Origin of the sequence: Paraburkholderia sp. (genome assembly GCF_028283785.1) — a bacterium.
Taxonomy (GTDB): Bacteria; Pseudomonadota; Gammaproteobacteria; order Burkholderiales; family Burkholderiaceae; genus Paraburkholderia.
Genome location: NZ_JAPWKB010000018.1, coordinates 375,346 through 396,246, shown reverse-complemented (window position 1 = coordinate 396,246; position 20,901 = coordinate 375,346). Strand labels below are relative to the sequence as shown.

19 protein-coding genes are annotated in these 20,901 nt (G+C 63.7%); 15 read left to right on the top strand and 4 right to left on the bottom strand.

The window, feature by feature from the left end; genetic code table 11:
- Positions 1-15 precede the first annotated feature (15 nt).
- Positions 16-1,329, bottom strand: a complete 1,314-nt coding sequence (locus tag PW947_RS21570; RefSeq protein WP_299634432.1) for a glycosyltransferase — start codon at positions 1,327-1,329, stop codon at positions 16-18.
- Between the two features lie 211 nt (positions 1,330-1,540).
- Between PW947_RS21570 and PW947_RS21565 the strand changes: the two genes are divergently transcribed.
- Positions 1,541-2,809, top strand: coding sequence for an oligosaccharide flippase family protein (locus PW947_RS21565; protein WP_299634431.1), 1,269 nt, complete (start codon positions 1,541-1,543; stop codon positions 2,807-2,809).
- Positions 2,810-2,858: 49 nt separating this feature from the next.
- Here PW947_RS21565 and PW947_RS21560 read toward each other — a convergent pair whose 3' ends face one another.
- A complete protein-coding gene (locus PW947_RS21560; RefSeq protein WP_299634430.1) occupies positions 2,859-3,953 on the bottom strand; it encodes a glycosyltransferase in 1,095 nt (364 codons plus the stop codon).
- A gap of 666 nt (positions 3,954-4,619) precedes the next feature.
- Between PW947_RS21560 and PW947_RS21555 the strand changes: the two genes are divergently transcribed.
- The gene (locus tag PW947_RS21555) at positions 4,620-5,612 is read left to right on the top strand and encodes a glycosyltransferase family 2 protein (RefSeq protein ID WP_299634429.1); all 993 of its coding nucleotides are present in this window, start codon (positions 4,620-4,622) and stop codon (positions 5,610-5,612) included.
- 48 nt (positions 5,613-5,660) lie between these two features.
- On the opposite strand, the gene PW947_RS21550 is transcribed toward PW947_RS21555, so the two are convergent.
- Positions 5,661-6,716 (bottom strand): methyl-accepting chemotaxis protein, encoded by a 1,056-nt coding sequence (locus tag PW947_RS21550; protein ID WP_299634428.1) that lies wholly within the window; start codon positions 6,714-6,716, stop codon positions 5,661-5,663.
- Between the two features lie 348 nt (positions 6,717-7,064).
- On the opposite strand from PW947_RS21550, the gene PW947_RS21545 reads away from it, so the two are divergent.
- The 5 genes from PW947_RS21545 (at position 7,065) to groL (ending at position 12,323) form a co-directional block, all read left to right on the top strand.
- Positions 7,065-8,075 carry a beta-propeller fold lactonase family protein gene (locus PW947_RS21545; protein ID WP_299634426.1) on the top strand — a complete coding sequence of 337 codons (1,011 nt, stop codon included), beginning with the start codon at positions 7,065-7,067 and terminating at the stop codon, positions 8,073-8,075.
- A gap of 91 nt (positions 8,076-8,166) precedes the next feature.
- Positions 8,167-9,147: a sterol desaturase family protein gene (locus tag PW947_RS21540; protein WP_299634425.1), complete on the top strand. Its 981-nt coding sequence runs from the start codon at positions 8,167-8,169 to the stop codon at positions 9,145-9,147.
- A 129-nt stretch (positions 9,148-9,276) separates the two neighbouring features.
- Complete coding sequence (locus PW947_RS21535; RefSeq protein ID WP_299634424.1) at positions 9,277-9,921, top strand: hypothetical protein; 645 nt, start codon at positions 9,277-9,279, stop codon at positions 9,919-9,921.
- A gap of 417 nt (positions 9,922-10,338) precedes the next feature.
- Positions 10,339-10,629, top strand: coding sequence for a co-chaperone GroES (groES, locus tag PW947_RS21530; RefSeq protein ID WP_122152238.1), 291 nt, complete (start codon positions 10,339-10,341; stop codon positions 10,627-10,629).
- 53 nt (positions 10,630-10,682) lie between these two features.
- Entirely contained in the window at positions 10,683-12,323 is a 1,641-nt protein-coding gene (gene groL, locus PW947_RS21525) for a chaperonin GroEL (RefSeq protein WP_299634422.1), read from the top strand.
- A gap of 183 nt (positions 12,324-12,506) precedes the next feature.
- Here the strand turns inward: groL and PW947_RS21520 are convergent, their stop codons facing one another.
- Positions 12,507-13,370, bottom strand: coding sequence for a hydroxymethylpyrimidine/phosphomethylpyrimidine kinase (locus tag PW947_RS21520; protein ID WP_299634421.1), 864 nt, complete (start codon positions 13,368-13,370; stop codon positions 12,507-12,509).
- A gap of 352 nt (positions 13,371-13,722) precedes the next feature.
- Here PW947_RS21520 and PW947_RS21515 point away from each other — a divergent pair, with 352 nt between their 5' ends.
- The 8 genes from PW947_RS21515 to PW947_RS21480 all read left to right on the top strand — a co-directional run bounded on the left by PW947_RS21515 (position 13,723) and on the right by PW947_RS21480 (position 20,901).
- A complete protein-coding gene (locus PW947_RS21515) occupies positions 13,723-13,893 on the top strand; it encodes a rubredoxin (RefSeq protein ID WP_008342674.1) in 171 nt (56 codons plus the stop codon).
- A gap of 238 nt (positions 13,894-14,131) precedes the next feature.
- Positions 14,132-15,745, top strand: coding sequence for a hypothetical protein (locus PW947_RS21510; protein ID WP_299634419.1), 1,614 nt, complete (start codon positions 14,132-14,134; stop codon positions 15,743-15,745).
- A 181-nt stretch (positions 15,746-15,926) separates the two neighbouring features.
- Positions 15,927-16,505: a YqgE/AlgH family protein gene (locus tag PW947_RS21505; RefSeq protein ID WP_299634418.1), complete on the top strand. Its 579-nt coding sequence runs from the start codon at positions 15,927-15,929 to the stop codon at positions 16,503-16,505.
- Entirely contained in the window at positions 16,502-16,969 is a 468-nt protein-coding gene (gene ruvX, locus PW947_RS21500) for a Holliday junction resolvase RuvX (RefSeq protein WP_299634417.1), read from the top strand. The genes PW947_RS21505 and ruvX overlap by 4 nt, the downstream gene beginning before the upstream one ends.
- The gene (gene pyrR, locus PW947_RS21495; RefSeq protein ID WP_299634416.1) at positions 16,956-17,471 is read left to right on the top strand and encodes a bifunctional pyr operon transcriptional regulator/uracil phosphoribosyltransferase PyrR; all 516 of its coding nucleotides are present in this window, start codon (positions 16,956-16,958) and stop codon (positions 17,469-17,471) included. The genes ruvX and pyrR overlap by 14 nt, the downstream gene beginning before the upstream one ends.
- Positions 17,472-17,694: 223 nt before the next feature.
- Positions 17,695-18,732 (top strand): aspartate carbamoyltransferase catalytic subunit, encoded by a 1,038-nt coding sequence (locus tag PW947_RS21490; RefSeq protein WP_299634415.1) that lies wholly within the window; start codon positions 17,695-17,697, stop codon positions 18,730-18,732.
- 61 nt (positions 18,733-18,793) lie between these two features.
- Positions 18,794-20,059 carry a dihydroorotase gene (locus tag PW947_RS21485; protein ID WP_299634414.1) on the top strand — a complete coding sequence of 422 codons (1,266 nt, stop codon included), beginning with the start codon at positions 18,794-18,796 and terminating at the stop codon, positions 20,057-20,059.
- Between the two features lie 29 nt (positions 20,060-20,088).
- Positions 20,089-20,901, top strand: a complete 813-nt coding sequence (locus PW947_RS21480) for a lysophospholipid acyltransferase family protein (RefSeq protein ID WP_299634413.1) — start codon at positions 20,089-20,091, stop codon at positions 20,899-20,901.

The window sequence follows — 20,901 nt, the reverse complement described above, 5'->3', positions numbered from 1 at the left end:
CGTTAAATACGCGCGTTAGATCGGCGGCAACGCGCACAGCGCGGAGCGTGGCGATTCCGGCTGCGCAGCGCGGATCGCCTGCACGAACGTCTGCTTGAAATCCGCCAGCGTATTGCGTGCCAGCAGGCTTTCCAGCGCATGACGGGTCGGCGGGAGGATATCGCCGTCGGCGTTGCGGGTCGGCAGCCAGTGCTCGCCGAGTTCGTCGAGCGCGTTGCGAATCGTTTCCGGCGACAGATCGTTCAGCAACGGCCCGAGATTGCCGTCGCGGCAGAACCAGCCGATCAATCCGTCGGCGGTTGCGATCACCGGCTTGCCGAAGCGGTACGCTTGCACCAGCACGCCGCTCATGCCGTAGTGTCCACGATAGCCGAGCCAGACCGCGTCGCACGCGGCGAACAGGTCGCGCTCGACGTCGTTCGGAATAAACGTATCCAGGATCACCGGACGCGGCGACAGATGCGGCAGGAACGCGCGCATGAAGCCGCGCGTTTCCTTGTCCTGCTCACCGGCGATCAGCACCGTGGTCGGGCCGCCCTTGATGCCCGCGATCGCCTCGATGAGTTCGCAGATGCCCTTGCGGTCGCTGATCGCGCCGTACACCAGCAGATAGCGCGCGTCGGGATCGAGCCCGAGCCGCTCGCGCGCGTCGGCCATGTCTTGCGGCGGCACGTCGGGGAACGGATCGGGCACATAGCCGATGTTCGCGCTATACGCAGGCTTCGCGCGCGCCGACCATTCGGACAAGGTCGGATCGATCGACAGCATCGCGCGCAAACCGCGCGTGCGCAGCGCGGCGCGGAAAATCAGGTTCTTCGCGAAGTTCTTGAGCGGCTGCGACGGCGCGCGCACACCGACGCTCGCGTGATGGAACGCCACGCGCATGGTGATGGTGAGCCACGGCGCGCGGCCGAACGGCGAGCCGAGAAACGGCAGCGCGTGCAGGAAATAATCGGCGTAGGGAATGACGACGAGCGCGATCGGCTGCGCGCTGTTGATCATCTTGTACGCGCGCTGGAAATAGCGGTGAAAGCGCACCGGACCGAAGCGGTTCAGGCCGCGCCGGCGACGCGTGCTGCCTTCCTCGATGAAGGCGATCTGCAGATCCGACCGGTTTGCCGCGACGACCTGACGCGCGAGCGGGTGGTCTTCGTTGGCGAGTTCCGTCACGATCAGACAAGGCGAACCCGCCTCGATGCACGCTTCGGCGATCCACTCGACATAGCGCCACCGGTGGCCGGTGAAATTCGGCTCGAAGATCGCAACCACCGGGTCGGTCTCGTCGACGCGGAGGGATGGTCGGCACAGAGGTTGAAGCGCTCGTTCCATCGCACGTTCCATTGGGCTGGCTTCGTCACGCAAGAAAAAGTACCTTACCATCGCGCCCCGCGCGCCAACCGACAATATCGTGATGTGAGATGGCGGCAAATGACAGTGGCTCGCGTCTCGCGTGCCAGGTGGGCCGAAACTGCCTGGCTGATGGCGGTTGCGTGCGATCCGCCTAAGGTAAGTTGATAAAGACTACCCGGGGAGAGCCAGATTGCGGACGATGCGGCTGTTGGCGGCACCGATGAGAGCGGGCTTCGGCCCGAGTGCGGCAACGTGGGTGTTGCTGCAACAGGTGCTGGTGCGAGGACTCGTCGCGCTGAAATTCCTCGCCGTCGGGCGGATGCTGGGACCGTCGGCGATCGGCAGTGTCAGCGTCGCGTTGCTGGCCGTCGCGATTGCCGAAGCGCTGTCCGACACCGGTCTGTCGCAGGCCGTCGTGCAAGGCAACGCCGCGCCGACCCGCAGCCAACTCGGCGCGGTCTGGACCACGCTCGCGATTCGCGGCGTGCTGATCGGTCTCGCGCTGTTCGCATTCGCGCCGTTCATGGCGCATCAATTCCATCTCGACGGCGCCGACGGGCTGATCCAGTTATGCGCGATCTTGCCGTTGCTGCGCGGAATCGCGTCGCCCGCGTATTTCATCGCGCAACGCGACCGCCAGTTCCAGCAGATCGCGGGCATCGAGGTGTCGGCGGCGTTCGTCGATTGCGGATTGGGGCTGAGCCTCGCGTATGCGGGCGTCGGCGCCTATTCGGTGCTGATCGGGCTGATCGGTGCGGAAATCCTGAAGAGCGCGCTCACGTGGATGCTGATGACGCCGCGTCCGCCGATCCGTCTGAGTTGCGCGGGCATCGGTCATTACATCGGTTTCAGCCGCTGGATCTGGGCGGGCAGCATCGTCAACCTGGTGCTGAACCAGTTCGACAAGGTGGTGGTCGGCAAACTGCTCGGCCCTGCGCAACTCGGCGCGTATCAGGTGTCGTCGCGGCTCGCGCAGATGTTGCTCGCCGACGCCGCGCTGGCGATGTCGCAATACCTGTTTCCGACCTTCGCCGCGCGTTTCCGTCACGATCCGCCGGGCGCGATCCGGATGTTCCGCTGGTATATCGCGGGGGCGTCGGTCGGACTGGTGTTCGTCGTGCTGCTGTTCCGCGCGATCGCCGAGCCGATGTTCGCGCTGATCCTCGGTCCGGCATGGCTGTCGGCGGTGCCGTTGTTCCGGATTTTCCTGATCAATATGGCGATCTGCGCGCTGATTGCCGTGCTGGTGTCGTATCTGCGCGCGGTCGGCGATGCGCGCGCGGTCACCCACGCGGCGTCGATCCAGGTGCTGGTGCTGCTGTGCTGCGTGCCGCCCGCGACGCATTACTTCGGCGTGACGGGGATCGCGTGGTCGATGACGGTCGGGTTGTCGGCGGCGGCGGGGTGGATGCTGTACCGGGCGTCGCGCGTGAAGCCGGCGCTGGAAGCCGATGCGTGACGGCGGTGCGTGCCTGAAGCCTGCCTGGCGTGCCTGAAGCGCGCCGCGCTTACACCGCCGTTTCCGGTTCGAGCGTGGTCCTGACGATTTCCGCGAGACGGCGTCCGAGCGACGGCGTGTTCAACTGCTCGTACTTCGAATATGCAGCGGCGGCGGTCGCGCGCATCTGTGCGGGCGACACGGCCCACACGTCGCGCAACGACGCGGCCAGCGCATCGACGCCGCCGTCGAGCGAATACACGAAGCCGGTCCGGCCGCGTTCCACATACGCCGGTTCCGGGCCCATATGCGCGGACATCCGGTCGTGAATCAGCGGCGGCAGGCTCAGGCCGAACATATGCACGACGCTCAGTCCGGCTGCGCCCGGATAGCAGCCGATCCGGCATTGACGGCTGATCGACGCGATCTTGCGGTCGTCGAACACCGCGCCGTACCAGACGATGTAATCGCAACCGGCGTAGCGCTGCCGCAAGCGTTCGCCGTGTTCGCCGTCACCGACCACATGCAGCAGGATGTCGCGTCCTTCGCCGCCTTCACGCCGCAACACGCCGATTGCGTCGATCAGCATATCGACGTCGGAGTCGTCGCGTAGACGGCCGAGAAACAGCACGCCGTTTTCAGTGCCGGTTTTCTCGGACGCGGTCACCGGCCGCAACACCGTCAGCGAATTGTCCGCGACCACCAGCTTGCGGTCCGGGCAGCCGATCGCTTCCAGCGAATGCCGCGACGCGTCCGTATAGCAGACATAGCGGCTCGCCAGCGACACCGCGAGCCGGTAGCACAGCGTGCGCAGCCAGCCTGCGTGTTGATGGCGGTACAGCCCCTGGCCGTGGATCAGCACCGGCACGTGCATCACCCGTCCGGCGATCAGCGTCAGCCACAACGACAGAAAGCGGATGTCGGCGAAGATCAGCACGGCGTCGGGCCGTTCGCGCACCAGATGCGCGACCACCTTGCTCTGGATCTTGATGCCCGGCGAACCGATCTGCGCGATGCTGGTTTCGACGAATTCGTCGCACGGCGGACGCTCGCTCGAAAAACCGCGCGCTTCGACGCCTTGCGTACACGCGAATATTTTCAGATTGAACAGTTGATTGAGCGCCTCCACCACTTCAACGCGATAACCGGCAATCAATGGCTGCACATAAAACACCGTGCGCCGCGCTCCGGGCTTTCCGCGTCGATTCAAGGGAATAGTCGGCAGTTCCGAAACGAGATTATCTGTCACGTCGATTCGCTTGAATGAATGAAACGTTAAGAGTGTGCTGTTTAAGCAGTGAATAGTAATTGACGATCTGAAAGCTAAATCAGGAAATCCTAGTGATATATCGCCAATCTGAATGGCTGAAAAATGCTGTTGCGATGGCGGAGCCTTTTATCTAGCGGCCTGCACGGCACGCAAAATGCTAATGTGAGTGCGGTTTGCGTTTTGCTAAATCAGCTGTTTTAAAAGCTAAATCGTTGAAAACGTCCTGCATAATCCGGGCCAAAAAATCTGTTATGTGAATAAGGTGGCCGGTATTAATTTCGTTGATTGAATCAGCGTGCGGGAAAAATTTCTAATCTGACGGCGTGAAATCGGTATTCGCCGTGTATCGGAAAAATACCGGCCGTGGTGGATCGATCCGGTTTTCCGCGCGGTCCGGGGACGACGCGTAGCCGATCCATAACCCGCTTCATCCGACGATGTGTCCGCCATTTCGGACAAATCCGCGTCGCGTCCGGCGCGCGCGCGGCGAGGGTCCAGATGCCGTGCTACTTTGCTGCGGGTAAACCGCGAGCCGTTCCGACGTACCGTACCGGAGGAATCATGACGACCAGTATCGACAGCGCGGCGCCTGCCGCGTCCATTGGCGCACGTTCCGACGCGTCGCCCGATACGTCCGCCGAGCGTTTCGCCGACGTCAGGCCGATGCGCGTGGCCGTGGTCATCGCGACCAAAGGCCGGCCGACGGCGATTCCGAAGGCGCTCGAATTTCTCGCGCGCCAGACGGTGCGGCCCGATCTGGTGGTGCTGTCGGCGACCTGCGAGGCCGATATCGCGCCGTGGACCTGCGACGAACTCGACGTGCGCAGCATTTACGGCTCGGCGGGATCGTCGGCGCAACGCAATCGCGGGCTCGACACACTCGACCGGCTCGACTCGCTGGGGCAGGGCTTCGATGTCGTCATTTTCTTCGACGACGATTTCGCGCCGTGCCGCGACTGGGTGGCCCGCTGCGCGCAGGCATTCGAGCGCAATCCATCGCTGCTCGGCATGTCGGGACGCACGCTGCGCGACGGCGCAGCCACCGAGCCGGTCAGCTGGGACGAGGCGCTGAACATCACGTCCGAAGCCGATACCGGCACGGCGCCTGCCGCCGCGTTGACGCCGTGCTCGTCGTTGTATGGCTGCAACATGGCGGTTCGCCTGAGCGCGATCGGCAGCGCGCGCTTCGACGAGCGGCTGGTGCTGTACGGCTGGCTCGAAGACAAGGATTTCTCGCGACGCGTCGCGGCCGGTGGCGCGTTGGCGATTTGCGATGCGCTGCGCGGCGTGCATCTCGGACTGGTCGGCGGTCGCGTGTCGGGCAAGAAGTTCGGCTATTCGCAAGTCGTCAATGCCGATTACCTGCGCCGCAAGGGCGTGATGTCGCGCAAGGAAGCGGCGAGCAATATCGCTCGCGCGCTGATCATGAACAGCCTCAAATCGATTCGCCCCGAAGCGCATCTCGACCGGCGCGGCCGCCTGATCGGCAACGTGATCGGCGTCGCGGCGATCTGCTTCGGCTCGGGCAATCCGGAACGGGCGGCGCGTCTGTAGGCATCGTTTCAGCCACTCCAGCTTTTCCATCAGCGCCGCCGCGCCGCGTCACACCGCGGCTTTCGGTTCCGCGAGCGGCGTCTGCACGACCACGCCGAACCAGCCTAATCCCTTGTAGCTCTCGTAGCCCGGCGTCGCCGCGAACGACACGGTCCGGCCGTCGGGCAAATGATAGAAACCGGCCGGCTTGCCGTGGGTGACGAGATGAAACGGCTCGTCGAGCACGCCTTTATCGTCCGACGCCGCAATCACGCGATGCCGCGCGTTGACGATCAGACAGCGCGTGCGCTTCCATTCGTCGGCGGACAGCCGCACGCCCTTGACGACCGCCGACGCTTGCGGTGCCCAGTCGAAAAAGATGATCAGCGCGCCGAGCGGCTTGCCGTCGGCCGCGCCGTTCTGGCGGATCGCGGTGGCGTAGGTCGCGACCTGCGCGTGCCTGAGCGCGGGCAACGCCTCGATATCGCCGGCGACGAATTCGGCGCCGGTCGGCGTCTTCATCGCGTCGCGAAACCAGCTTGCGTGGCTGACGTCCTGACCGCGCACCGCGTACTGCTCCGGCCTGCCGTTCGCGACCACGCGTCCCGACGCATCGACGATCCAGAGATCGCGGTACACCGTATAGCTGTCGAGAATCACCGACAGACGGCTCGACGCGAACGCGGCGGTGTGCGGCGTGGCGTCGGCGAGACATTCGACGACGGCCGAGTCGGTTGCCCACCAGCGCACATCGCACGAGCGCTCGTACAGATTGCGGTCGATCACATCGATCATGTTCAGTGCGAGGTCGGCGCCGCGCTGGCCTTCGCTGGCACGCAGGCGCTCGATCATGCTGTCGCCGAGGTCGGTCAGACGCGCGAGGGAACCCGCGAGTTCGCGATTCAGTCCGGTGGTGATTTCACCGATCCGCGCCGATACATGCTTGACCTGATTCGCGACCACCGCGAAACCGCGTCCGGCATGACCCGCGCGCGCCGCTTCGATCAACGCGTTGAGCGCAAGAAAAGTGGCCTCCCGGTTGATGTCGTTGATATCGGAAATCTTGCCGGTGGCCAGCTTCTTCACGTGATGCGTGAGTTCGACGATTTCATGCGGATTCGACACGGTGATCCCCCTTTGGCATTGCGGTCTGGTTTGTTATGCGGCGCACGCTTAAAAGCAAACACCGGGCCGGGCATGGTAGCGGCGACAGCCGTTTTCGTATGCACTCAGCAAACGTTTAACCGGTCAGCAAACTGGTGCGGACCGTTACGGTGTCTTACGGGCTGCACCTTTCGCGTGCGCGCAATAGAAGGTTGCTAAAAATGTGTCATCGGCGGCGGCCTCTCACGCGTTAGACGATCATGGACGACCGGCCAGGCGGTGCCGTGGCTTTCCGTTGTCTTTCAGTCGCATCCTCCACGAGGTTTTTTCGCGCTTTTCCCGCGCTTTTTTCCGCACCGCACGTTCTCAATGCCAATTTCTATCGTTTCGATTACACGGGCCGGCGCAGTGGCCGCATCGCTTTGCGGGCTGTTCGCCGTTTCGCCAGTCGCGCATGCCGCCGACAACGTGATCGTGCTCGACTCCGCCGAAGCGCAATTGACGCTGGTCGATCCGGTGAGCCGTCAGGTCATCGGCAAGGAGCCGACCGGCAAGGAACCGCATCACCTGATGATCACGCCGGACGGCCGTTCGCTGATCGTCGCGGATTCGGTGTCGAACGACCTGATGTTCCTCGACCCGCATACGGGTAAGGTCCAGCATCGTGTCGAAGGAATCGAGGACCCGTATCAACTCGGTTTCTCGCCCGATCACAAATGGTTCGTCACGGCGGCGCTGCGCCTGGATCGCGTCGATGTCTACAAGTACGACGGCCAGAATCTGGTGCTCGCGCAGCGCATTCCGCTCGCGAAGACGCCGAGCCATATGACGTTCTCGTCGGACAGCAAGATCGTCTACGTGACCTTGCAGGACACCGGCGAAGTCGCCGCGATCGATCTCGCATCGCAAAGCGTGCTGTGGAAACTGCACGTGGGCAACACGCCCGCCGGTCTGTGGATGACGCCGGGCGACAAATACCTGTTGATCGGCATGACAGGCGAGGACGACGTCGCGGTGGTCGATCCGCATACGAAGCAGGTCGTCAAGCGGATTCAGACCGGTCGCGGCGCGCACAACTTCCGCAATCTCGACGACGGCCAGCACATTGCGGTGACTAACCGCGTCGAAAGCACGATCAGCATTCTCGATTACACGACGCTGACGAAAGTCGCCGACATCACGGGTTTGATGCCGGGACCGGACGATATGGAACTGTCGGCGGACAAACGGTATCTATGGGTGACGTTCCGTTTCGCGAAACATGTCGGCATCATCGATCTCACGACGCATAAACTGATAGATACGATCGCGGTCGGACGTTCGCCGCACGGGATCTACTTCGCGAACCGTGCGCCGGTGTACGCGCCGAATCCGGACTGAGCGTCCGGTTACGCCGTGCGGTTCGATTCGGTTCGGACGGCGCGGCGCGCCGCCGGTGTTTCGCGTCATCTGTCATTGAAGGGGTTTTTCGTTGATTCACGCCATCCTCGCACTGCTCGATAACGGCATCTCGACACTTCAGACGCTGCTGTTCGTCGATGTCGTGCAACCGGTTTTTTTCCGCGTCGGGCTGATGGGCTACGACGAAGACACGTATGACGCGCTGTACTGGGTGATCGTCGGCGTGCTGGAAATCGTCGTGATGTACGCGGCGCTGCGTCCGCTCGAAGCCTTGCGTCCGATCGAAACCTGGTCCGATCGCAAGGCGCTTCGCGCGGACGTGATCTACACGTGGATCGCCAAACTCGGCATCATCAATATCGCGTTCTTCTTCATGCTCCAGCCGCTGTTCAATCACTGGCAGAGTCTGATGGCGATCCACGACATTCCGAATATCGATCTCGACAATCTGTGGCCGGGCGTCACCGACCAGCCGGTGGTTGCGTTCGTGATCTATCTGGTGGTGCTCGATTTCGCCGGCTACTGGTATCACCGCTGGCAGCACCGGTTCGGCGTGTGGTGGGAGTTGCACGCGGTCCATCATAGCCAGCAGCAGATGTCGCTGTGGGCCGACGACCGCAATCACTTCCTCGACGACATCATTCAGGCCGGATTCTTCGCGGTAATCTCGCTGTTTATCGGCGTCGAGCCGAGTCAGTTCGTCGTGCTGGTCGCGGTCAGCAACTTCATGCAGAGCGTGCAGCACGTGAACGCGCATCTGCCGTATGGCGGTTTGCTCGAACGGCTGATCGTCAGCCCGATCTTTCACCGTCGTCATCATGCGATCGGTTATGGTCACGAAGGCACGCACTACGGCTGCAATTTCGGCGTGCTGTTTCCGTGGTGGGACATGATGTTCAAAACCGCGTCGTGGAACCGCACGCTGGAGCCGACCGGCATTCGCGATCAACTGCCGGGGCCGGACGGCGCCGGGCGCTCGTACGGAAACGGCCTGCTCGCGCAGCAGTGGCTGACGTTCGGGCGGATCGTCCGGCGTCTGGGTTTGTTCTGACGCGCGCGGAACAGACGCACAATACGAGGTGCGGCGCCGTTATGGCGCCAGTTCCGACGTCGGGCCGGTTGCGCAGATCAGCCGGCACGCGCTCGTCGAATCATGAATGTCGCCTGGTTGGAGAATCGAATGAGAAATGGTGACAAGTCCCGCAATGCGCGACAGGCGTTGGAAAACCTGTTTTCCGATTTGCCGCCGAGTTCGGCCCAGTCGAAGCCGGGCAAGCAGAATCCGTTTGAAGACGCCGAACGCGCAGCGCGCGTGGACGCCCGCCCGTCGGGTGACGGCACGATCTGGAAAGAAAGCGTCGTGTCGTTTCCGGTCGCGGTCGAAGTGCCGCGCGGCTACGAGTCGGCCGCGCATGTCCACGAGGCGATGGAACGGGCGTGGAAGCTTCGCTGGCATCGCAAGACGAAGGACGAGCTCGTCACCGAGCTTGCGCCCGGCTGGGGCGCGGTGAAGCTGCCCGACGGCAGCACGGAAGTGCGTGATTCGAACGGCCTGCCACGCGCGGTCTTCGGCTGGTCGGAGCACGCCGAACTGCGCCTGCTGACGCGTTATACGATCACGTCGAGAGAGGGCGCGGATGGCCGGTATCAGGTCGTCGCGTATGACCGGCAGCGCAATAGCGTTCTCGAGCGATCGCTGTTTTCCGCGCAAAGCGGCACGAGTCACCCCGAGTGGGCGCGCCTGATGGGTTGGCTCGCCAAGCTGTTCCCGCAGCACCAGGACCCGCTTCGGTACTGGGACGACTGCGAGGCGGCGCGCAGTTGAGCTGGTGTCGAGCCTCGTTCGGGGCGCGCATTCCGATTCCCGTCGCGTAGATCAGGATTTCCCCTGGTGCGGGAAGAATTCGGTGCGGGGCCTTCCAGAAAGGCATCGACCGTCGCGCTGAAGGGTATCCGAAAGGTGCCGCAGCGTTGCTCTGGCAAATCCAACACATTGATTTCGCTCGGAAGTTTCCGCCGGACGCCGCTCGGCGCGGCGGCCCCGCGACTCAGGCCGTGCGATCGCGTTCCCGCTCCGCGAATCCGGGCATTTCTGCCGACCTTCCCCGCAGCGTCTTGAATTTGTCACCACCCGTCCATATAATTAGCACTCGCTGCACGAGAGTGCTAACAACATCGCCGGTTGGCTCAGCCAGCCGGGTTTTCTCAGCGTTCTTCAGTCTCAATCAAGAGAGGAGTATGTATGAACCTTCGTCCTTTGCATGATCGCGTGATCGTCAAACGTCTGGATCAAGAAACCAAGACTGCGTCGGGCATCGTGATCCCCGAAGCCGCAGCGGAAAAGCCGGATCAAGGCGAAATCCTGGCAGTCGGCCCGGGCAAGCGTGACGATAAGGGCGCACAGATCGCGCTCGACGTGAAGATCGGTGACCGCGTCCTGTTCGGCAAGTACGCAGGCCAGACCGTCAAGGTCGACGGCAACGAACTGCTGGTGATGCGCGAAGAAGACATCATGGCCGTGGTGCAGAAGTAAGCGCTGGTCGCTACTTCCCCGGTTCATATCCAAAGAATTCAAGGAGTTAGAAGATGGCAGCTAAAGACGTCGTATTCGGTGATTCCGCACGTGCCAAGATGGTCGAAGGCGTGAACATTCTCGCGAACGCTGTGAAGGTCACGCTGGGTCCGAAGGGCCGCAACGTTGTCCTGGAACGCAGCTTCGGCGGCCCGACGGTCACCAAGGACGGTGTGTCGGTCGCGAAAGAGATCGAACTGAAAGACAAGCTCCAGAACATGGGCGCGCAAATGGTCAAGGAAGTCGCTTCCAAGACCAGCGACAACGCAGGTGACGGCACCACGACCGCTACGGTCCTGGCTCAGTCGATCGTCCGCGAAGGCATGAAGTACGTTGCATCGGGCATGAACCCGATGGATCTGAAGCGCGGTATCGACAAGGCTGTTGCAGCTGCAATCGAAGAACTGCGCAAGATCAGCAAGCCGTGCACGACGAACAAGGAAATCGCGCAAGTTGGCTCGATCTCGGCAAACAGCGACTCGTCGATCGGCGATCGTATCGCTGAAGCCATGGACAAGGTCGGCAAGGAAGGCGTGATCACCGTCGAAGACGGCAAGTCGCTGCAAGACGAGCTGGACGTTGTCGAAGGTATGCAATTCGACCGCGGCTACCTGTCGCCGTACTTCATCAACAACCCGGACAAGCAGGTTGCTGTTCTGGACAACCCGTTCGTGCTGCTGCACGACAAGAAGGTCTCGAACATTCGTGACCTCCTCCCGGTCCTGGAACAAGTCGCCAAGGCTGGCCGTCCGCTGCTGATCATCGCAGAAGACGTCGAAGGCGAAGCACTGGCAACGCTGGTTGTGAACAACATCCGCGGCATCCTGAAGACTGTTGCCGTCAAGGCTCCGGGCTTCGGCGACCGTCGTAAGGCCATGCTGGAAGACATCGCGATCCTGACCGGTGGTCAAGTCATCGCTGAAGAAACCGGCCTGACGCTCGAAAAGGCAACGCTGGCCGAACTGGGTCAAGCGAAGCGTATCGAAGTGGGCAAGGAAAACACGACGATCATCGACGGCGCTGGCGAAGCTGCAAACATCGAAGCACGTGTGAAGCAGGTTCGCACGCAAATCGAAGAAGCAACGTCGGACTACGACCGTGAAAAGCTGCAAGAACGCGTTGCCAAGCTGGCAGGCGGCGTTGCAGTGATTAAGGTCGGTGCTGCGACCGAAGTCGAAATGAAGGAAAAGAAGGCACGTGTCGAAGACGCACTGCACGCAACGCGCGCAGCTGTGGAAGAAGGCATCGTTGCTGGTGGCGGCGTCGCGCTGATCCGCGCTCGCACGGCTATCACGAGCCTGAAGGGCGCTAACGCCGATCAGGACGCAGGTATCAAGATCGTGCTGCGCGCGATGGAAGAGCCGCTGCGTCAGATCGTCACGAACGGTGGCGAAGAAGCCAGCGTCGTGGTGGCAGCTGTTGCCGCTGGTACGGGCAACTACGGCTACAACGCAGCAACCGGCGAGTACGTCGACCTGGTCGACGCAGGTGTTGTCGACCCGACGAAGGTGACGCGCACGGCGCTGCAAAACGCAGCTTCGGTTGCGGGTCTCCTGCTGACGACCGACGCAGCTGTTTGCGAACTGCCGAAGGAAGATGCACCGATGGGCGGCGGTATGCCCGGCGGCATGGGCGGCATGGGCATGGACATGTAATTTCGCGGGACGCTCTCCGGAGCGTCCACGTCGAAAGACATGCGGCGCGCGCTTCGAAAGAAGTGCGCGCCAAAAGAAAAAACCCGCAGCGATGCGGGTTTTTTTATGGCCGGACGGTGTGCGCACCGTCCGGCTTTTTTATTGAGGCCGCGCGTGAAGCGATGACGCGCGGCCTGGGTGTTGCTAGTGACGCGCTTCGCCCGGTGCGGCATCTTCCTTGCCCGCGGCCGGCGGCGTTTCTTCGTCGTTGGTGCGCGCCCAGAAGAAACGGTCGGGAATATACGCGCCCATGCCGGGACGGAACGCGCTGCGCGTGGCCTGGTACAGATACTCCTGCGCTTCGCGGACCGCTTCGGCCGGTTCCTGGCCGTTCGCGAGCAACGCGGCGATGGCCGAGCCGAGCGTGTCGGTCATGCCCATGATGCGGTTGCTGCCGCGATCCCACGTGTCCTGACGCAACTGGCCGTCGTCGCTATACAGCGTATTGACGAGACGATGCGTGCCGGTTTCCGTGCACAGGATGTATTCGCACCCTTGCGACAGCAGATGCGCGATCGCGGCGTCGAGCGTGGGCGCTTCGGCGTCGGCGTCGGGTTGGGCCAGCGCGAGCAGCGTGGCTTGGTCGGCGACCAGCAACGTGGTTTGCGGCGCGAGCAGATCGGCGATCGCTTCGCGTAGTTCGTCGGCGGCGAGCACGTGTTCGTCGTCGAGCGTGAAGTCGGGGGCGAGGATCAGCGGCACGTCGTCGTAATCGGCGACTACTTCCGCGATGGCGCTCACGACTTCGGCGCGCGTACACGCACCGACCTTGAACGCGGCGATCGGCATGTCTTCGAGCAGCATCCGCGCCTGGGTCGCGACCGCTTCAGGGTCGAGACCCGTGACTTCGTCGCAACTGGCTGAATCCCGGATCGTATAGCCGGTCAACGCGCTGACACCGTGGCAGCCCATGCTGGCCAGCGTCATCAGGTCGGCCTGAAGGCCGGAGCCGCCCGTCGGGTCGGAGAGGCCGAAGGTGAGAACGATCGGAGGCGTGTCGCTGGGCATGTAGGGCTGGCAGGAAATGAGCGTGGGAAAAAGGGCGTTGCACGGCTGGCGTGCGGTCGGCTCAATTATGCTGCTTTATCCGTGGAGAGGGCGGTTTTTCGCACGTTCGAACGCCTGTTCACGCGTGTTTTGCAAATCGGCACCGTGCCGGTTTTCCGCTTGCGCACGCGCATGGTTCATCGTGTTGTTGCACAACGGGTGCAACGTATGCCCGTCGCGTTTAGCGAAGCGTTTCACGGCAGCGTTCGTGTGCGCTGCGGAACGTCGCGGATTTTTCGATTGCTAGGCATTGGGGCGGCAACACGGTACCATCATGGCTCCCGTTTCATGCACTTTTCGACCCGACACAAGAATGGAATATAGAAGCTGGATGTGCCTGATCTGCGGCTGGATTTACGATGAAGAAGCCGGTCTGCCAGATGAAGGAATCGCGCCGGGTACGCGCTGGGAAGACGTGCCGATCAACTGGACGTGCCCGGAATGCGGCGCGCGTAAAGAAGACTTCGAGATGGTGCAGATCTGACCGCTGAATCGGGCGGGCGGTGTCGGCTTTACCGGCCGTTGCCTGTCCGCACGATTCGCTGACCGGATCGCCGTTTGGCCCGATGCACGGCGCATGCGCCGTCGTTGTGCTTTAGCGGCGGAACGTCCGGCTACGTGCCGTGTCGCAGGGGGTGTCGGTCATCGTCCTGCCGTCGGTGGACGTGCTGAAGGCTGCGCGTCGCCGTGTGCAGGTCCGTCAGTGTTCGTGCCGCGTGCCCATGACTACTCCACTCGCTTCGTCGTCCGCTTCATTCTCCTCGCTGTCCGAGCCGCCCGCATCGTCCGATGCGACGGCGTCGTCAACGGCCGCACCTGCCGCGTGGCCCGCGGCACATACCGATCCTTTCGATGCGTTGCCCAATCCGCGTGGCGGCTCAGTGCCCGCTGCGGAGCGCGCGCTCGCGGATGCGCAAAGTGCGTTCGAGCATCGCGGCGAGGCCGGCGTGCCGTTGCTGCGGGCGGCCCAGGCGCTTCGTGACGCAGGCTGGACCGGCGCACAACGTTTCGCCGACGCGCTCGCGCTGGTATCGCCGATGGCCGCCGCCGATCCCGCCAGCGAACCCGGCGCACGCGCGCTGTTCGGCATCGCGCTGGACGATTTCCGCGCGGCGCTGTCGCGTCGCAACCTGCGGGAACTGTCGTGTTCGCCGTCGCTGTTTGCGCATTATCAGGCGTTGTGCGCACACATTGCGCGGCATGCGCCCGGCCTCACGACCGCTTACGAAGATCACGCGCTGGCCGCACGGCCGATCCCGCCCGCCACGTTGCGCGGACAGGCGCCCGAGCGGCTCGCCTATCTGCGCGCGAGTTACGAGCGGGCGTTGTTGCCGGTGTTGCGCGCGCATTCGGCGGCCGGTGCTAGCGGAGCCAAAGGGGCCAAAGACGCCCAACGCGCAAACGGCATGAATGGCACCAACGGTGCCACGGCAAGCGCCGACGCCATCACGAATGCGGAAACGAATGCAGCCACGAGCGCCGCCACTCACCGTGCCTACGACGCGCTCGACGCGTGCCTCGCGGAACTGGCGTCCGACGATCCCTACGACTACTGGCGGCTCGCCGCGACCTGCGCGCGTTCGCTGCGCGCGAGCGGCCATCTGTCCGGCGAAGCGGACGTGCGCCGTTTCTACGCGCGCTGCAATCTGGTGCTGGCCGATCACGCGCGCGGACTGGCGCTTGCGCCGCGCTCGCTGGTTCGCGCGACGCTCGCGTTGCTCTGGCGCGATTACGCTCTTTACGGCGCGTCCGCCGAAGACGTCGACGCGGCCGACGTGCTGCGCGATTACGGCTTGACGGTCGACTGGCACGTCGCCGCCACCCAAGACTCCGAAGCGCTGTGGGAAGCGGGCATGCAGGACGCGCGCGCCCGCAGCGAGACGTCGCGCAGCGTGTTCACGCGCGAGATCGGCGGTCTGTTCGTCAATTCGGGCGCTTACGAAGATTTCCTGCAAACCGCGGATGCGTCGATCGTCGCGCTGGCCGTGCATGCGCAAGCCGCCAACTCGCCCGAAAAAGCCGATCCCAGCGAAGCCTTGCTCGCAGGCGAGGCCGCTTACCGGCTGGGCGCGGCGGCATGGGCGCTCGGGCTCGGCCGGGTCGCGCTGCTCGCGGACGCGCTCGGTCTGGCCTGGCGTCGCCGGGCGCACGCGGAAGTCGCGACGCTGGCGGTGCGTGCGCATGTCGTCGTCGAGGCGCCGGATCCGGCTGCGCTCGAGCAGGCCGCCGAAGCGTTGCGCGCGATGCTGCACACCGTGGCGGCCGGCGTTGCGCCGGCGGACGGCAGCGTCGCAATGGCCACGTTGACGCGCGCGATCCAGCAAGGCGGCGCATAGCGGCGGGCGTGTATCGCGCCGGACCGATCCGTATCGGTCTGCTGGCCGAAACCCCGTCGTAGGCGCGCCGGATACGCGTGATAGAGTGCAGCATGATCCGCCGTTCATGGCACGCGGCAAAACCGTAGCAAATCACGCTCGACGCCCGCCAATCTGTACCGTCTTTGCTAAAATCCGAACTATGTCCAAGAGTACCGATCGCATCAATCTGACCAATCAGTTCCTGATCGCCATGCCTAACATGGCCGATCCCACGTTTTCCGGAACGGTGGTCTACCTTTGCGATCACAGTGAGCGCGGTGCGCTCGGTCTCGTGATCAACCGTCCCACGGATATCGATCTTCAGGCGCTGTTCAGCCGCATCGACCTCAAGCTCGAAATCGAACCCCTTCTGCATGTTCCCGTCTATTTCGGCGGCCCGGTGCAAACCGAGCGCGGCTTCGTGCTGCACGATCCGAAAGACGGCACGCCTTATACGTCGTCGATGTCGGTGCCGGGCGGGCTGGAAATGACCACGTCCAAAGACGTGCTCGAAGCGGTCGCCAGCGGCAACGGTCCGGAGCGCTTTCTGCTGACGCTCGGCCATGCCGGTTGGGGCGCGGGCCAACTCGAGGAAGAGATCTCGAAGAACGGCTGGCTGACGGTCGAGGCCGACCCGAAGATCGTCTTCGACGTGCCCGCCGAAGAGCGTCTCGAAGGGGCGCTCGCGCTGCTCGGCATCAACCTGTCGATGCTGTCCGGCGAAGCAGGTCACGCATGAGCGGTGGTGCAGGCGAACCCGGCGCATCGGGTGTGTTCAAGCGCGACACCACGCTGCTCGGCTTCGATTACGGCGAAAAACGAATCGGCGTCGCGGTCGGCAATTCTCTGACCCGCAGCGCGCGACCGCTGGTCGTCGTGCCCAACCGCAATCGCGAGTATCGCTTCGAGGCAGTCGGCAAGCTGATCGACGAATGGAAGCCCGATGCACTCGTGGTCGGTCTGCCGATGCATCCGGACGGCACGCCGCACGAACGCACGCAACTCGCCAAACGCTTTGGCAACCAGTTGAACGGGCGCTTCAATCTGCCGGTGACGTTCGTCGACGAACGCTATTCGTCGGTCGAGGCGGAAGCCGGCATTCGCGCCGGTCGCGGCCGCGCCGAGATGCTCGACGCCGAAGCCGCGAGCATCATCCTTCAGCAATATCTTGACGGACTTTCCGACAACCATGAGTTCCATTGACGCCGAAGCGCTGTATCGCGCCGTGCTCGAACAGATCCGCGCCGCTTACGGCGACGCGCTGGGTGGCCAGAACGGTCCCGTGCTCGCCGGTATTTACAGCGGCGGCGTATGGCTCGCGGAACGTCTCGCGCGCGACCTGAACGTGCCGAGCTTCGGCGTGGTCAATGTCTCGCTGCATCGCGACGACTACGCGAAAAAGGGTCTGCATTCGCAGGCAAGCCCGACGTCGCTGCCGTTCGATGTCAACGATAGCCGCATCATCCTCGTGGACGACGTGCTGTCCACCGGTCGCACCGTGCGCGCCGCGTTGAACGAGCTGTACGACTACGGCCGTCCTGCGTCGGTCGATCTCGCCGTGCTGGCGGATCGCGGCGGCCGTGAGTTGCCGTTCGCGGCGCGCTTTCGCGGCGGCGAGGTCGATGTGCCGGCGGGCGCCACGCTCGTGCTCGCGCGCGACGACGACGGCCGTCTGTCGTTCCACACCGAAGCCAGCACCCATTGAGCGCCATCCGCGTTTGAAGCCGGGCTGATCGGCGCGACGCGCGTGACCGCGCTGTCGTGCACATCCAGCCACGCCGCGCGCCGCGCGTACTCGTGCGCGCAAACAGAAAACCAGGCATCATCCACAGCATTTCGCCGCGGCCGGGTTCGCCCCCACGCGGCAAGGCCGGAAGGGCGCGCACGCAAATGCGCCCCGAATACCGCACACGTTTGACAGGTACATCATGAACACCTCCACTCCGGCCCCGGCATCCCAGGGCTCCTCCGAGACCGACGCATCGAGCGCGCGTTTCCGTTATGGCTTCCTGAAGGGCAATCCGCAACTGACGAAGAACGGTGAGCTCAAGCATCTGCTGACCATCGAAGGCTTGCCCAAACGCATCCTGACGCACATTCTCGATACCGCCGAGCAGTTCGTCAGCGTGACCGATCGCGAAGTGAAGAAGGTGCCGCTGCTGCGCGGCAAGTCGGTGTTCAATCTGTTCTTCGAGAACTCGACGCGGACCCGCACCACGTTCGAAATCGCCGCGAAGCGTCTGTCGGCCGACGTGCTGAACCTGAACATCAACGCATCGTCGACCAGCAAGGGCGAGTCGCTGCTCGACACGATCAACAACCTGTCCGCGATGCACGCCGATATGTTCGTCGTGCGTCACGCATCGAGCGGCGCGCCGTACCTGATCGCCGAGCATTGCGCGCCGCACGTCAGCGTGATCAACGCGGGCGACGGCCGTCACGCACACCCGACCCAGGGTCTGCTCGACATGTACACGATCCGCCACTACAAGAAAGATTTCACCAATCTGCGCGTGGCGATCGTCGGCGACATCCTGCATTCGCGCGTCGCGCGCTCGGACATTCACGCGCTGACCACGCTCGGCGTGCCGGAAGTGCGCGCCATCGGTCCGCGCACGCTGTTGCCGGGCGGTCTCGAACAGATGGGCGTGCGGGTGTTCCACAATCTCGACGAAGGTCTGAAAGACGTCGACGTGATCATCATGTTGCGTCTGCAAAACGAACGGATGAGCGGCGCGTTGCTGCCGTCGGCGCAGGAGTATTTCAAGAGCTGGGGCCTGACGCCCGAGCGCCTCGCGCTCGCGAAACCCGATGCGATCGTGATGCATCCGGGCCCGATGAATCGCGGCGTCGAAATCGATTCGCAAGTGGCCGACGGTCCGCAATCGGTGATCCTGAATCAGGTGACTTTCGGCATCGCGGTGCGGATGGCGGTGATGGGAATCGTCGCGGGCAATCACGACTGATCCGCCCGATCGAACCGTCTTCCGTCGTCACGCGCGACTCACACAGAACAGAACACAGCACATGAAGATTCACATCCAGCACGGCACGCTGCTCGATCCGGCAGCCGGCACCGAACAGCAGCAGGACGTTTTCATCGCGGACGGCAAGATCGTCGCGTCCACCGACTTCACCGCGGACCGCACGATCGACGCGACCGGCCTGCATATCGCGCCGGGTTTCGTCGATCTGTCGGCGCGTTTGCGCGAGCCGGGTTTCGAACACAAGGCGACGCTGAAATCGGAAATGGCCGCGGCGCTCGCAGGCGGCGTGACCAGCCTTGTCTGTCCGCCCGACACCGATCCGATTCTCGACGAACCGGGTCTGGTCGAAATGCTGCGCTTTCGCGCGCGCAGCCTGAATCAGGCGAACGTCTATCCGCTCGGCGCGCTGACGGTCGGGCTGAAAGGCGAAATCATCACCGAAATGGTCGGGCTGACGGAATCCGGGTGTATCGGGTTTTCGCAGGCGGATACGCCGATCGTCGATACCAAGGTAATGCTGCGCGCGCTGCAATACGCGAACACGTACGGCTACACCACGTGGCTGCGTCCGCTCGACGCGTATCTCGCGAAGGGCGGCGTCGCGGCGAGCGGTGCGCTGGCTTCGCGGCTCGGTTTGTCGGGTGTGCCGGTGTCGGCCGAGACGATCGCGCTGCATACGATCTTCGAACTGGTCCGCGTGACGGGCGCGCGGGTGCATATCTCGCATCTATCGTCGGCTGCGGGCGTCGCGCTGATGCGCGAGGCGAAGGCCGAAGGCCTGCCGGTCACGTGCGACGTCACGGCGAACCACGTGCATCTGATCGATCTCGACATCGGCTATTTCGATTCGCAATACCGGCTCGATCCGCCGTTGCGCGGTCAGCGCGATCGCGAAGCGATCCGCGCCGGTCTGGTGGACGGCACCATCGACGCGATCTGTTCGGATCACACGCCGGTCGACGACGACGAGAAACTGTTGCCGTTCGACGAAGCGACGCCGGGCTCGACCGGGCTCGAACTGTTCCTGTCGTTGACGGTAAAGTGGGCCGATGAAGCGAACGTGCCGCTCGCGAAGGCGCTGACGCGCATCACGGCGGCGCCGGCCAGCGTGCTGAAGCTGCCCGCGGGCGGTGTCGGCGTGGGCGCGGCGGCGGATCTCTGCGTGTTCGACCGTCACGCGCATTGGCGCGTCGAACCGCGCGCGCTGAAAAGCCAGGGGCACAACACGCCGTTCCTCGGCTACGAATTGCCGGCGCGCGTGCGCACGACGATCGTCGGCGGCAACGTCGCCTTCGAACAGGCCTGAGCATCACACGCTAGAACGGAACCCCGACGATGACTCTCGCGTTTCGCAAGTTTCGGCTGGTCGCCCATCTGCTGCACGGCATGTGGACGGTCGCGACACGTTTCCCGAACGCCACGGCCGAACAGCGGCTCACGCTGAATCGCGCGTGGTCTCTGAAGATGCTGCGGTTGTGCGGCATGCGGCTGGTGGTTCACAACGACAGCGCGCGGCTCGATGCGGGCGCGCTGGTGGTGTCGAATCACGTGTCGTGGATCGATATCTACGTGATCAATGCATGGCGGCCGACGCCGTTCGTGTCGAAAGCGGAAATCCGGCGCTGGCCGGTGGTCGGCTGGCTCGCGCAGCAACTGGGCACCGTGTTTATCCAGCGCGAGAAGCGCAGCGATGCGAAGCGGATCATGCACGAACTCGCGCAACGGCTGAGCGCCGGCGAGCTGATGTGCGTGTTTCCGGAAGGCACGACGTCGAACGGGCTGACGCTGTTGCCGTTCCACGCGAACATGTATCAGGCGGCGGTGTCGGCGGCGCGTCCGGTGCAACCGTTGTGTCTGATGTATGAGGATGCGCGCGGCCGTCAATCGACCGCACCCGCGTATATCGACGATCTGTCGTTGGGGCAATCGCTGGAGCTGGTGTTGCGCGGCGGCCCGCTGACCGCGCACGTGTATGTCGGCGAGCCGATTGCACCGGGCGACGATCGCCGCTCGCTGGCCGCGCAGTCGCAAGAGGCGATCGATACGGCGCTGCGGAACATGCAGCGCGCGCGGGTGGCGTCGCCGTCACCCAGCCATGCACTCGACGACGATCCGGTTGCCGGTCACGGCGACGTCGCGCCACAGTGA